The organism is Croceitalea vernalis (genome assembly GCF_031846405.1).
In the GTDB taxonomy this organism is placed as follows: domain Bacteria; phylum Bacteroidota; class Bacteroidia; order Flavobacteriales; family Flavobacteriaceae; genus Croceitalea; species Croceitalea vernalis.
Genome location: NZ_JAVRHU010000001.1, coordinates 405986 through 421005 on the forward strand (window position 1 = coordinate 405986; position 15020 = coordinate 421005).

Consider the following 15020-nt stretch of genomic DNA (forward strand, 5'->3'; position numbering starts at 1 on the left):
GGTTTTAAAATTTAATCTCGGCAAAAATATAAAACTTTGGATTAAAACCATCATTTGTCGATAAAATGTGCTGTAAATTACTGTTTTAACCATCTTAGGCTTAATTTAGACCCCTAGAAAAATGATAAAACCGTCTTTAAAAACACGATGAATAGAATAGTTATACTTGCTTCAGGTTCTGGTTCCAACGCAGAGAATATCATTAATTATTTTGAAAAAACTATCAAAACTAAAGTTGTTTGCGTATTAACTAATAAAGTATCTGCCGGCGTAATTGATCGTTGTAATAGACTAAAAGTACCTTGTTTATCTTTTAATAAAGCCGCTTTTATTGAAAATGAAACCGTTCTTTCAGTTTTAAAGTCGCTAAAACCTTCTCTTATCGTTTTAGCTGGTTTTCTTTGGAAAATCCCGGAAAACTTGATTTTAAGTTTTCCTGATAAAATTATAAACATTCATCCCTCACTTCTTCCTAAATATGGTGGAAAAGGTATGTATGGCGATTATGTTCACGAAGCCGTTAAACTCAATAACGAAACTGAAACCGGTATAACCATTCACTATGTGAATAATAAATACGATGATGGAACCGTCATTTTTCAGAAATCAACTCAGATTTCAACGTCTGATTCCGCTATTGATATTGCGAGTAAAGTACATGCTTTGGAATACGAGCATTTTCCAAAAATAATTGAACAATTGCTAGAAGCTCATGGCTAAAAAACAAAAATTTTATGTGGTTTGGAAGGGCAAGCATACTGGTATTTTTGAATCTTGGGGCGATTGTAAAGCTCAAATAGAAGGAATAAAAGGAGCTCAGTATAAGTCATTTTCAACTTTCGTTGAAGCCAAAAAGGCGTTTAACAGTAATTACTTAGAATACAAAGGAAAAAGCAAAGGCAAGTCAGAATTAACACCTGAAGAATTATTGAGAATAGGTGAAGCCAACATGAACTCTATCTCAGTTGACGCAGCCTCAAGTGGCAATCCAGGTGTAATGGAATATCAAGGTGTTGATACAAAAACAAAAAAGCAATTATTCAAACAAGGGCCTTTTGATGAAGGCACTAATAATATTGGTGAGTTTTTGGCTTTAGTCCATGGATTGGCCTTTTTAAAACAACAGAATAGCAAGCGAATTATTTACTCTGACTCTAGAATAGCTATTGGATGGGTGCAAAAGAAAAAATGTAAAACGAATTTAAAACCTAGCTCGAAAAATACTGCTGTTTTTAAATTGATTCAACGAGCTGAGAATTGGTTAAAAAATAATGACTACAATACGCCAATTGTTAAATGGGAAACCAAAGCTTGGGGTGAAATTCCTGCAGATTTTGGAAGAAAATAGCTCAAGAACTGTTCGGTTTATTTTTAAAAAATCACTCATTATTTTATGTATAATTTACGGTATATTTGCAGCAAAATTCCAAGTTAATGGGTAAGCTTTTGATTGTTGGTACACTTGCCTTCGATGCTATTGAATCTCCTTTCGGAAAAACGGACAAAATTTTAGGTGGAGCGGCAACTTTTATAGGTTTAGCAGCATCCAAATTTCAAGTTGACTCGGCCATTGTTTCTGTCGTTGGAGATGACTTTCCGCAGGAATACCTTGATTTATTGACTAATAGAAATATTGATATTTCAGGAGTTGAAATTGTACAGGGTGGTAAAACCTTTTTTTGGAGCGGTAAGTATCATAATGATATGAATACCCGCGATACACTTGTAACAGAATTAAACACCTTAGCAGATTTTAATCCTATAGTTCCAGAAGATTATAAAAATGCTGATATTGTAATGCTCGGTAATTTGCATCCTTCAATTCAGATGGGTGTAATTAATCAAATGAGTACCCGACCAAAACTCATTGTTTTAGATACAATGAATTTTTGGATGGATAATGCGCTTGATGAACTTATTGAAGTGATAAAACATATTGATGCTATCACCATAAATGATGAAGAAGCAAGACAACTAACTGGTGAATACTCTTTAGTAACTGCAGCTGAAAAAATAAGTGCTATGGGTCCTAAATATGTGGTTATCAAAAAAGGTGAGCATGGTGCTTTACTTTTTGACGAAAAGAACATCTTTTTTGCTCCGGCTTTACCATTAAAAGAAGTTTTTGACCCTACAGGTGCTGGAGATACATTTGCTGGTGGCTTTTCTGGATATTTGGCAAGTACTGAAAATATTTCGTTTGAAAATATGAAAAATGCCATCATACATGGCTCTAATTTAGCTTCATTTTGTGTGGAGAAATTTGGAACAGAACGGATGCAATCGTTAAAAAAAGAAGAAGTTGAAGAAAGGCTCCATCAATTTAAAGCCTTGACACAATTTGATATTGAAATAAAATAACCCATGCCCTGAAAATTCAGGGCTTTTTTATTAGCTAGAACATGAGTGATGCTATAAAGCACGAATGTGGAATTTCGTTGATTCGATTATTAAAACCTCTTGAATATTATAAAGAGAAGTATGGTACCGCTTTTTACGGTGTAAATAAAATGTACCTAATGATGGAAAAACAGCATAATCGCGGCCAAGATGGTGCCGGTTTTGCAAGCATCAAGTTAGATATGGAGCCTGGGGAGCGATACATGAGCAGAGTAAGGTCTTCTCAACAACAACCGATTCAAGATATTTTTAAACAAATTAATGACCGTATAAATTCTGCCCTAGTTGATAGTCCTCAATTATGGGATGATGTTGCCCAACAAAAAAAGGAGATTCCATACATTGGTGAGCTATTATTGGGTCATGTTCGTTATGGTACTTTCGGTAAAAACAGTATAGAAAGCGTACATCCATTTTTAAGACAAAACAACTGGATGCATAGAAACCTCATTGTTGCAGGTAACTTTAATATGACCAATGTTGATGAGCTTTTTGGAAGCCTCATCGAACTAGGTCAGCACCCAAAAGAAATGGCCGATACCATTACAGTGATGGAAAAAATTGGTCACTTTCTAGATGATGCAGTAGCTAAACTCTACAAACAAATTAAAAAAGAAGGTTTTAATAAAAGAGAAGCTTCACCCATAATTGCCGAACGTTTGAACGTTGCCAAAGTTTTAAGGAAGGCAGCTAAAAACTGGGATGGTGGATATGCCATGGGAGGTTTGCTAGGGCATGGTGATGCATTTTTACTAAGAGACCCCGCAGGTATTAGACCAAGTTATTATTACCAAGATGATGAGATTGTTGTAGTTGCTTCTGAAAGACCGGTAATTCAAACTGTTTTCAACGTGAAATATGAAGAGGTTAAAGAACTAGATCCTGGTAATGCGATTATTATAAAAAAGAATGGGAATGTATCTTTTGAAGAAATATTAACGCCAACGGAAAGGAAAGCCTGTTCATTTGAACGAATTTATTTTTCTCGTGGCAGTGATAAAGAGATTTATCGTGAACGCAAGATGCTTGGCAAACTGGTATTTCCTGAAATATTAAAAGCAATTGATGATAATCTAACAGATACCGTGTTCTCCTATATTCCTAATACAGCCGAGACTTCTTTTTTAGGTATGGTAAAAGAGGCTCAAAATTACCTCAACAATAAAAAAGAAGAACAAATATTAGCTTTAGGCAACACTATAACCAAAGAGCAGCTTCATAAAATATTAGATGTTCGTCCTCGTATTGAAAAGGTAGCAATAAAAGATGCTAAACTGCGAACTTTTATTACTCAAGATAGTAGCAGAGATGATTTAGTGGCACACGTTTATGACATTTCTTATGGCTCCGTAAAAAAGAATGACAATCTTGTTATTATAGACGATAGTATTGTTCGGGGAACTACACTTAAGAAAAGCATACTTCGAATGCTTGACAGATTAAATCCTAAGAAAATAGTAGTAGTTTCTTCAGCTCCTCAAATTAGATATCCGGATTGTTACGGTATTGATATGGCTAAACTAGAAGACTTTGTAGCATTTAAAGCCGCACTAGAGCTTCATAAAGATCATAACACCACTAATAAAATTGAAGAAATTTATCATAAGTGTGTACAACAAGTCAATTCGAAAGATAAAGATGTCATCAATTACGTAAAGGAATTCTATGAACCTTTCTCACAAGAAGAAATTTCTGATAAAATTGCTGAAATATTAAGTCCCAAATCCATTGGTGCCGAAGTAAAAGTTATTTATCAAACCATAGATAACTTACATATTGCATGCCCTAATAATCTTGGAGATTGGTACTTTACCGGAGATTATCCAACACCCGGAGGAAACCGTGTCGTCAATAGAGCTTTCATTAACTTTTTTGAGGGAAAAAACGAACGCGCATACTAAAATATGTATTTCATCCTATGGTGTGTGCATTTCATCGATGAAAAATGCACTTTGACGTCTTTTTAACATTCCAGCCCTACAGCAATTTATATTAGTACTTGCCATAGCATAAGTAGGTTAAGTTCATGGTAAGATTTGGGGCAAAAAAGGTGGAGACTTCTCCACCTTTTTTATTTTATTGAATTTCTTCACCACTTGTACTCCTTTTCTTTAGCTTTTATAATCCGTTTTAGGTGTAATGGTATTTCAACCTAATAAAAGGACTTTTATCTAAAAGCTTTTACAGTGGAGAACTGTTAAGATACATTTGTAGAACCATAGCATAAGTAGGTTAAGTTCATGGTAAGATTTGGGGAAAGAAGGCGGACATTGTTCCGCCTTCTTTATGTTTGACTGCCAACGTATTATGCCCATTAAATGTTAAATTTTGGCATTTTCTAATTCTTTCGCGCTTTAAAAACTCATAAAATTTCTTTGTTATTTGCCACAATACCAGTAATTTAGTTTTGCCATAGCATAAGTAGGTTAAGTTTATGGTAAGATTTGGGACGAAAAGGGTGGAGGCTTCTCCACCCTTTTCTATTATTATATTTTGAGATTAAAACAAAAAAAGCGCAGCTAAACAACTGCGCTCTTAATTTTACAAAATATTGCTGCTATTTTCCGGCAGCATAGTTCTCAGCAACCCTATCCCAATTGATAACATTGAAAAAAGCAGAAATGTAATCTGGTCTTCTATTTTGATAATTCAAGTAATAGGCATGTTCCCAAACATCTAAGCCTAATATTGGATGACCTTCGCACTCAATACCAGGCATAATAGGGTTGTCTTGATTAGCAGTTGAGCAAATCTCAAGCTTTCCTCCCTTATGAACACAAAGCCATGCCCAACCTGAACCAAATCTCGTACCTGCTGCAGCGGTAAACTTTTCTTTAAAACCATCAAGTGATCCAAAAGCATCATTAATAGCACTTGCAAGATCACCTTCTGGACTTCCACCACCATTTGGTGACATTACTTCCCAGAAAAGCGAGTGATTGTAAAAACCACCTCCATTATTTCTTACCGCACCATTACTCATGTCCATATTAGAAAGAATATCCATAATGTCTTTCCCTTCCAAATCTGTTCCTGAAATAGCACCATTCAATTTTGTTGTATATCCATTGTGATGCTTTGTATGATGTATCTCCATAGTACGAGCATCAATATGTGGTTCCAACGCATCATATGCGTATGGTAACTTAGGCAATTCAAAAGCCATAATTTTTATGTTTTTAGTTATTATTTCTGTTCATCAAAAATACTGTTTTAACAAACAAAATCGTCATAATATATGTTAACAAGATGGTAAGAATGCGTACTTTGCAATAAAACAATTTGAGTAACGTAGGCTTTAAAATTTATAATGCTTCTGCAGGTTCTGGTAAAACATACCAGCTTACCAAAAACTACCTTACACAAATACTTGCTCCAAAATCAAAATTAAAATATGCTCAACTTTTAGCCCTGACTTTTACTAATAAAGCAGTTGGTGAAATGAAAGAGCGTATTCTTCAAAGTCTTCATGAATTTAGCATGGACAATCTGCCAAAAAGCAGTCAGAGCCTTTTTGAAGACATTAAAAATCATTTAAATTTTAACTCTGAGCAACTTAGACAAAAGTCACAAAACACGTTAAAAGAGCTATTACATAATTACGCCTTTTTTGAGATTTCAACTATTGACAAGTTTAACCATAAAATAATTAGAACTTTTGCTAGAGATTTAAAAATAGCTCAAAACTTCGAGGTAGAACTTGATACGGATTCTTTACTAAACCAAGCTGTAGCCAGAGTTTTAAACCAAGCCGGAAGCAATAAAGAACTAACTGACTTTTTAATTGATTTTGTTATCGAAAAAATTGATGACAACAAAAGCTGGAATATTGCTTATGACCTTAATGAAATTGGCAAACTTTTGTTTAGAGAGCAACACATATCTCATTTAAAAAAACTTACTACTAAAAATATTAGTGATTTTGTTGGGCTTAAAAAAAAGATAGCAACTGATATCAACACACAAAAAAATAGTGTCATAGAAAAAGCTAAAAAAAATTTAGAGCTAATCGCTGAAAGTGGTTTAGAGTTTGGAGATTTTTCTAGAAAATACTTTCCAAAATTCATGGAACAAATTAGCCAAGGTAATTTAGAAATTAACTTTGATGCTGGTTGGAAACAGAACTTTGAAACCACTCCACTCTATAACAAAAGTTGCCCAGAAAATATTAAAGCTATTATTGATGAATTACAATCAGAATTCTCTAAAAACTTTAACTATATAAAACACGCCTTTGAAAATATTTCGTTTCTGTCGAAGGCCTATAAAAAGATTGTTCCTTTAACGCTAATAAATGAAATATCTAAAGAATTAAAAAAAATACAAGAAGAGCAAAATCTATTAAATATCTCAGAATTCAACACTATCATCTCTAATGAGATAAAAAATCAGCCTGTCCCTTTTATTTATGAAAGATTAGGAGAAAAATATAGACACTATTTCATTGACGAATTTCAAGACACTTCGCAATTACAATGGGAAAATCTTATTCCATTAATTAGTAATGCTTTAGAAAGCGAAAATGAGCTGGGTCAAAAAGGCTCGCTTTTATTGGTAGGTGATGTAAAACAGGCCATTTATAGATGGCGCGGAGGAGAAGCCTCTCAATTTTTAAACCTGTCCTTGAAAACTGAAAAAGCTTTTGTAGTTAAACCTTCTGTTGAAAATCTTGATAAAAATTGGAGAAGCGCCGCAACACTTGTTGATTTTAATAATGATTTTTTCTCATTTATTGCCACAAAACTTAAGAATAATATATATCAACACTTATACGAAGAGGGAAATCAGCAAGAAAAAAATGACCAGTTAGGTGGTTTTATTGAGCTATCTTTTTTTGAAGAGGATAAAGAGATTGATGCTCACCCTCATAGCATTAAAACCCTTGAAAACATTAATGCCATTTTAAGTAAAGGGTATACTTATAAAGACATATGTATCTTGGTCCGAAGCAATAATCAAGGCGTTGTAATAGCCGATTTTCTCTCTAAAAACGAAATTCCGATAGTATCCGCAGAAGCTTTATTGCTAAAAAATTCAACAGAGGTAAATTTTCTTGTAGCCTTAATGTACCTCATTGAGCAACCAGAAATTAAAGAACATCAATTTACCATTCTAGAATACCTAGCTAAAGATGAAACTATAAAACATGATTTCATATCAAAAAACATTGGACAATTTCCCATGTTTTTGAAGGACGTTTTTGATTTTAATATGGATGAAGCGAAACTAATGACACCTCTAGATATGGTTGAGGTCGCAATTTCAAAATTTGATTTGGCCCCTAATTCCAATGCGTATATCTCTTATTTCTTAGATGAAGTATTTGCTTACGGAAAAAAACAAAACCTTTCAATTTTTGATTTTTTACAATTTTGGGAACGTAAAAAAAACAAGTTGTCTATCGCGGCACCTGATGATTTAGATGCGGTTAACATCATGACAATCCATAAATCTAAAGGATTAGAGTTCCCTTTTGTTATTATACCTTTTGCTGCAGCTAAGATTGATGAAAAAAGAAAGAGTAATGACCTATGGGTTCCGGTAAATGAAGAAGAATTTTATGGATTCAATGAGCTCATGCTTAAAAACTCATCTGACCTTAAAGCTTTTTCTGAAGAGGCTGCGGTTATTTATAAGAATGAATCTGAAAACGCAGAATTAGACGATTTTAACGTGCTATATGTTTCTCTAACTAGAGCGATTAATGGCCTTTTTGTAATTACAGCTCCTCCAAGTAAAAACTCCAAAGGCGACAATAACATGTCTTATGCTTCCTTGTTTGCTGACTATTTAAAAGAAAAAGACTTTTGGAGTGAATCTCAGACCACCTATTCATTTGGCGAATTAACTGCGAACCATTCTTGTAAAACTGAGACGATACATCAATTGGCTATACCTTATATATATACTTCAAAAGATGATGCTCAATTTAACATGGTTACTTCAAAGTTTAAAAACCTAGAACCAAAACAAGAAAAGGCAATACATATTGGAAATTTATTACATCAAGCTTTAAGTCTAATTTATACGGAAGATGACATTGAATCCGTTCTTTCAAATTTTGTGAATAATGGTGAAATAAATCAGAAAGAACAATCTTATCTAGAAAGAACCTTGAACAAGGTAGTTACTCATGAATTACTAAATAAATTTTACACAAAGGGTTTAACAGTTTATAATGAAATTGAAATACTTAATCCTAACAAATCTTTAGTTAGACTAGATCGCTTGGTGATTGATGACATGAGTGCCTGCATTATTGATTATAAAACAGGAGAACCTCACACTTCACATAAAAAACAGTTAGATGATTATGAGGAGATTCTTTTAAAAATGGGGTACTTTGTAACTGACAAAATACTTGTCTATATAGATGAAAATATTAAACCAATATTTGTTTAATTATGTACGGAAAAATTAAAAAGCATTTACAGGAAGAATTAAACTCGATTGAACAAGCAGGCCTTTATAAACGAGAACGTATCATAACATCTCAGCAAGGTGCAGTCATAAAAATAAGCACAGGAGAAGAAGTTATTAATTTTTGCGCTAATAACTATTTAGGCCTATCGTCTCACCCAGACGTGGTCAAAGCAGCCAAAGACACCCTTGATTCGCATGGGTTTGGTATGTCTTCCGTTCGTTTTATTTGTGGTACTCAAGACATTCACAAAGAGCTTGAGAATAAAATAGCAGAGTTCTATCAAACTGAAGACACTATTTTATACGCTGCGGCATTTGATGCTAATGGTGGTGTTTTTGAACCTTTGTTAACGGCTGAAGATGCTATTATTTCTGATTCACTCAATCACGCATCGATTATAGATGGTGTTCGATTATGCAAAGCGAAAAGATATCGTTATGCTAATAATGATATGAGTGATTTAGAAATTCAACTCAAACAAGCTAATGCTGATGGCAATCGATTTAAGATAATTGTAACTGATGGTGTATTCTCCATGGATGGTAAGCTTGCGCCTTTAGATAAAATTTGTGACTTAGCAGATGCTTATGATGCATTGGTTATGATTGACGAATGTCATGCTACAGGTTTTATTGGCGAAACAGGCCGTGGGACTTTAGAAGATAAAAATGTTATGGGACGCATTGATATCATAACCGGAACTTTAGGTAAAGCATTAGGTGGCGCTATGGGCGGTTATACAACAGGTAAAAAAGAAATAATTGAAATTTTAAGACAACGGTCACGACCTTACTTGTTTTCTAATTCTCTGGCCCCAACAATAGTGGGAGCATCTATCAAAGTCTTTGATATGCTTCAAAATGACACTTCATTGCGAGATAAGCTTCATGAAAACACACTTTATTTCAAAAAAGGAATGAAAGAAGCAGGCTTTGATATTATTGATGGGGAATCCGCTATAGTACCAGTAATGCTGTACAATGCTAAATTATCACAACAAATGGCCGATATGTTACTGGAAAAAGGTATTTACGTCATAGGTTTCTTTTACCCTGTAGTTCCTAAAGAGAAGGCTCGTATAAGGGTTCAACTCTCCGCCGCGCACGAAAAGGAACATTTAGACAAGGCCATAAATGCGTTTATCGAGGTTGGAAAAGCATTAAAAATCGTTTAAATGCTTAAAAAAATCTATGTAATACGTTAAAAAAAAAAGAAAATTGATTTTGTTAATAGTTCTTAACAACTTACATTTGCAGCTGATAAACACTTAAACGTAAAATTTTGAACATGAAACATCTTAGCAAATTATTAGTTGTTGCCTTATTAGTTTTAGGCGTAAACAACATACAAGCGCAAGACGAGAATAATCCTTGGCAGATTAGCTTTGGTGTAAACGCAATTGACGTTTATCCAACTAATGACGCTTCTGCTTCTTACGAAACAGGTACATTATTTTCTGAGTACTTTAATGCAAACGATCACTGGAACATTATTCCTTCTGTATCTTATATCGGAGTGTCTAAGTACATTGGCGATGGCTTTTCAGTTGGCGCTAGAGGGTCTTTAAACAGAATTGAAAAACTTGGAGACGTTAGAGTTGATGACCTTTCTCACTATGCTGTAGATGGTACCATTAAATATAACATCTTAAAAAACACAAAACTTGATCCTTTCGTAGAGATTGGTGGTGGTTACACTTGGGTTGATGAAATTGGCGCAGGTACTTTTAATGGTGGTTTAGGTTTAAACTACTGGTTCAGTGACAATGTTGGTCTTACTGTTCAATCTTCTTATAAGCATGCTTTCGAAGATTACGGAGTAAAACATTTCCAACACTTAGCAGGTATTGCAATCAAATTTGGTGGTACTGATACTGATGGTGATGGTATATATGACAAAGATGACGCTTGTCCTGAGGTTGCTGGTTTAGAAGCTTTCAATGGTTGTCCTGATTCTGACGGTGATGGCATCGAAGATGGTAAAGATAGTTGTCCTGACCAAGCTGGTTCAAAAGAAATGAACGGTTGTCCTGATGCTGACGGTGATGGTATTGCTGATAAAGATGATGCTTGTCCAAACGAGGCTGGTATTGCTGCTTTAGCTGGTTGTCCTGATGCTGACGGTGACGGTGTTGCTGATAAAGATGATGAGTGTCCAAGTGAAGCAGGTCCTGCTGAGAACAAAGGATGCCCATGGCCTGATACTGATGGTGACGGAGTTCTAGACAAAGACGATCAATGTCCAGAAGTTGCAGGAACTGTTGCAAACAATGGTTGCCCAGAAGTAACTGAAGAAGTTCAAAAACAATTAAACGATTACGCAAGAACAATTTTGTTTGATACTGGTAAAGCTTCAATTAAAGCAGAATCTACTTCTGTAATGGTTGACATTATCCAAATCTTAAGTGAGTATCCAACTGCTAAGTTCACAGTAGAAGGTCACACTGATAGTGTTGGTAGTGCTAAACTTAATCAAAGTCTTTCTGAGAAACGTGCTAACTCTGTTAGAGATTTCTTAATCGACAAAGGAATTGGTTCTGATAGATTAACTGCTATCGGTTACGGTGAAGACAAGCCAATCGCAACGAACAACAATAGAGCTGGTAGAGCTCAAAACAGAAGAGTTGAAATCAACTTGGTAAAATAAGAGTTTTATTACATACTTATATAAAAGCCTCGACAATTGTCGAGGCTTTTCTTTTTTAAATACATGAGTGCATTTTTAAAATATGTAGTCCAGAACACCTATAACAAATATGGTTCTTTTGAAAATCTGGTTTTTGTTGTACCAAGTGTACGATCAAGTACCTATTTAAAAGCTCATATTGCTGAACTTATTGAAAGCCCTATTTTCAGCCCCACTATTCTCAGCATTGAACATTTTATTCAAGAAATATCGCAGCTTAATAAAACTAGCAATACCGAATTACTCTTTAGGTTATATAGTATTTACTTAAACTCAGAACTAAAAGAAAAAGACGACTTTTTCTCTTTTACGCGCTGGGGACAAACCTTGTTGAGTGATTTTGATGAGCTTGACAGGTACCTCATTGATACCAAAAGTATATTTGATTACTTAACTGCTTTAAATAAATTAAATGCTTGGGGTGGAAAAGATGGTTTAACAACTATGGTTACCGATTATGTTAAATTCACTCAAACCTTTAAATACCTCTATGACGAATTTACAAGTCATCTATTAAGTACAAAAGACTCCTATCAAGGACTGCGTTATAAACTGGCTTATAGTAAAATTCACTCCTATATAAGTCAGACTTCCAAAAAGTCCCATGTTTTTGTTGGTTTTAATGCCCTAAATAAATCGGAAGAGTACATAGTTCAAAAAATATTGGCTACTTCCACGTCAGAAATTTATTGGGATATTGACTCCTATTTTCTAAATGATCCATTGCATGACGCCAGTTATTTTATAAAAAGACACAAAAAGAATTGGCCCTACTTATCAGGTAAAAAACTTCAAGATGTTCAATCTAATTTTCTAGAAAATAAGAACATTGAGATTATTGGTATTCCTAAAAATATTTCTCAAGCTAAGTACATCGGTTCTTTAATTTCAAACATTTATTCCTCCAATACGCAAAACAAGCCTATTGCTCTAGTATTAGCCGATGAGACTTTATTGCCAGCAATCCTTAATTCTATTCCTGAAGAAGTAAAGGAGATTAATATTACTATGGGTTATCCACTTAGTGAGACTTCTATTTCTAATTTTTTTACTGTTCTTATCGACTCCTATATCAATATAATCAACAATAAATGGTACTATAAAGATATTCTTAGAATTCTTTCGAACCCTATTGCGGTTAATTTACTGAATAAAGAATCTGACTTTACCGCTAATATCATTAATAAAATACTCAAGAATAATTATACCTATTTGACTCCTGAAGAGTTGAGGTTATTGACCGACTATGACAATGATAATTTTAATCTCATCTTTCCTATTCATAAGTTGAATTCAAAAGAGTTCATCACAAGATCTCAACAAATTATTACTTTATTACAAACGTCTTATAATCAAACCCATCAACTTATTGAACTTGAAAGTTTACAATTATACCATAACCTGTTTAATCAACTTAATAAGTATGTTGCTGAGCAAGAATATTTAAATGAACTTAAAACTCTTAAATCAATATTGCTCGAATTAATTGCCGAAGAACAATTAAATTTCCAAGGAAGTACAACTGATGGGTTACAAATAATGGGGATGCTAGAAAGTAGAACTCTAGATTTTGAAACGGTTATAATGAGTTCTGTCAATGAAGATATTCTACCTGCAGGTAAAAGCAATAATTCATTTATACCCTTTGATGTAAAAAAGGAGTATAACATGCCTACATTTAAAGATAAAGATGCTGTTTATACTTATCATTTTTACAGACTTCTACAACGTGCTAAAGATGTTTATTTAACTTACAACACTGAACCAGACGTTTTAGAAGGCGGCGAAAAGAGCAGATTTATTCATCAGCTTTTAACAGATGCTAACCTGAAGAACTTTGTTAAGCATAAAATTGCCGTGCAAAACAGCATGCCTAACCCCATTGAAGAAAAAACAATAGAAAAAACCCCCAAATTAATTGATGAGATTAAAGTAATTTGTTCCTCCGGCTTATCTCCTACTTCATTGACCAATTACATTAAAAACCCCTACGGTTTTTATAAAAAACATATACTTAAAATTAGAGAACAACAGCAAGTTGAAGAGACTATTGCACACAACACTTTTGGAACAATAATTCATGATGTTCTTGAAGCTTTATACACCCCACTCATAGGGCAATACCTCAACAAAACAATTTTAGAGCAGACAAAAACTAAAATCAATAGTACCGTTCAAGAGCATTTTAAAAGAACCTATTCAGATAGGAATGTTGATAAAGGGCAAAATTTTATTGTTCTTAAAGTTATTACTAAATACATTGAGTCCGTTATTCAGTTTGAAATAAATCAAATTGAAAAACATCAAATTAAAATTCTCAGTTTAGAGCAAGAGTTAAAGGTCATACTAGATATTCCAGAACTTGACTATCCTGTAAACCTTAAAGGTAAGCTTGATCGTATTGATGAAATTGATGGGCAATTAAGAATTTTAGATTATAAAACTGGCAAGGTTACCAAAAGTGAGGTTGAAATCTTTTCTTTTGATGAACTTACTTCTGACGATAAAAAAGCAAAGGCCTTTCAGTTACTATGTTATTCTCTTCTTTCTCAAAATTCAAAGCCTATAGTTTCAGGCATACTCCCAGTTAAGAATCTCAACTTGGGAATCTTAAGTTTTGCGAAAAAGTCAAATTCTAAACCTATAACTAAGGACCATTTGATTACAGATGTCGTATTAAATGAGTTTAAGTCTGAATTAAAACGCCTTATTCTAGAGATAGCAGATCCTAAAACTCCTTTTAAAGAAGTACTATTGTGATTATTTTAAATCAGGTCTAGTTGGCCTCACTTCTATTTTACTAGGCAAAGTTCTCGGATTCATTTGTAAAAGATCTACAACTAATTTTCCAATATCTTCTGGTTGTATTTTCCAAGCATCTTTTTCTGACGGATCATTGCCATTAAAATGAGTTGCAACGGAACCGGGCATTATTGTAGAAACTTTAATTCCATACTTTCTTAAATCTAACATCACAGCTTGGGTAAAGCCAACTACACCAAACTTAGTGGCATTATAACCAGCACCAGAGGCAAAAAAATTGGTTCCCGCTAAACTTGCCAAGGTTATGTAGTATCCCTTAGAGTCCTTTAAGACCTCAACTGAAGCCTTGAGTGTATAAAAAGCACCTGTCAAATTGGTACTAATCATTTGATTCCAAGAATCGATAGTCATTTCATCAACTGGCGCAAAATAACCTACACCAGCATTCGCTAGTACAACATCTAATTTTCCCCAAGTTTTGAGAATTGTTTGTATAGCTGTATTTTCATCTTCATAGGAACCTACATCAGACTGTACACCAAGTACCGCACCTTCAAACCCTAAAGTTTTAACCGCCGATTGAACAGCAAGGTCATTTCTTCCACTAATGGCTACTTTCATTCCCCTTTCTAATAGCGCAGCTGCTACACTATATCCAATTCCCTTACTGCCTCCAGTAATATAAGCCACTTTACCTGTCAAATCCATATGTAAAATTTATAGTTCAAAAATAACAAGTTAGCTTCTA

At 34.0% G+C, this 15020-nt stretch carries 10 protein-coding genes; 8 read left to right on the forward strand and 2 right to left on the reverse strand.

Annotated elements, in window-relative coordinates:
• Positions 1-147: 147 nt before the first annotated feature.
• The 4 genes from purN to RM520_RS01815 all read left to right on the forward strand — a co-directional run bounded on the left by purN (position 148) and on the right by RM520_RS01815 (position 4301).
• On the forward strand, positions 148-720 hold the full coding sequence (gene purN / locus RM520_RS01800) for a phosphoribosylglycinamide formyltransferase (RefSeq protein ID WP_311386762.1): 573 nt from the start codon (positions 148-150) through the stop codon (positions 718-720).
• Positions 713-1348, forward strand: coding sequence for a ribonuclease H1 domain-containing protein (locus RM520_RS01805; RefSeq protein WP_311386763.1), 636 nt, complete (start codon positions 713-715; stop codon positions 1346-1348). Before purN ends, RM520_RS01805 begins: the two co-directional genes overlap by 8 nt.
• An 86-nt stretch (positions 1349-1434) precedes the next feature.
• The gene (locus RM520_RS01810) at positions 1435-2361 is read left to right on the forward strand and encodes a PfkB family carbohydrate kinase (RefSeq protein WP_311386764.1); all 927 of its coding nucleotides are present in this window, start codon (positions 1435-1437) and stop codon (positions 2359-2361) included.
• Positions 2362-2402: 41 nt separating this feature from the next.
• The gene (locus RM520_RS01815; RefSeq protein WP_311384000.1) at positions 2403-4301 is read left to right on the forward strand and encodes an amidophosphoribosyltransferase; all 1899 of its coding nucleotides are present in this window, start codon (positions 2403-2405) and stop codon (positions 4299-4301) included.
• A gap of 656 nt (positions 4302-4957) precedes the next feature.
• Here RM520_RS01815 and RM520_RS01820 read toward each other — a convergent pair.
• Entirely contained in the window at positions 4958-5566 is a 609-nt protein-coding gene (locus RM520_RS01820) for a superoxide dismutase (protein ID WP_311386765.1), read from the reverse strand.
• Between the two features lie 116 nt (positions 5567-5682).
• Between RM520_RS01820 and RM520_RS01825 the strand changes: the two genes are divergently transcribed.
• The 4 genes from RM520_RS01825 to RM520_RS01840 all read left to right on the forward strand — a co-directional run bounded on the left by RM520_RS01825 (position 5683) and on the right by RM520_RS01840 (position 14269).
• Positions 5683-8802, forward strand: coding sequence for a UvrD-helicase domain-containing protein (locus tag RM520_RS01825; RefSeq protein WP_311386766.1), 3120 nt, complete (start codon positions 5683-5685; stop codon positions 8800-8802).
• A gap of 2 nt (positions 8803-8804) precedes the next feature.
• Positions 8805-9998 carry a glycine C-acetyltransferase gene (gene kbl, locus RM520_RS01830; protein WP_311386767.1) on the forward strand — a complete coding sequence of 398 codons (1194 nt, stop codon included), beginning with the start codon at positions 8805-8807 and terminating at the stop codon, positions 9996-9998.
• Positions 9999-10111: 113 nt separating this feature from the next.
• Positions 10112-11470: an OmpA family protein gene (locus tag RM520_RS01835; RefSeq protein WP_311384004.1), complete on the forward strand. Its 1359-nt coding sequence runs from the start codon at positions 10112-10114 to the stop codon at positions 11468-11470.
• 63 nt (positions 11471-11533) lie between these two features.
• Positions 11534-14269 (forward strand): PD-(D/E)XK nuclease family protein, encoded by a 2736-nt coding sequence (locus RM520_RS01840; RefSeq protein WP_311386768.1) that lies wholly within the window; start codon positions 11534-11536, stop codon positions 14267-14269.
• Here RM520_RS01840 and RM520_RS01845 read toward each other — a convergent pair whose 3' ends face one another.
• Positions 14270-14980, reverse strand: a complete 711-nt coding sequence (locus RM520_RS01845; protein ID WP_311386769.1) for an SDR family oxidoreductase — start codon at positions 14978-14980, stop codon at positions 14270-14272.
• Positions 14981-15020: the final 40 nt, after the last annotated feature.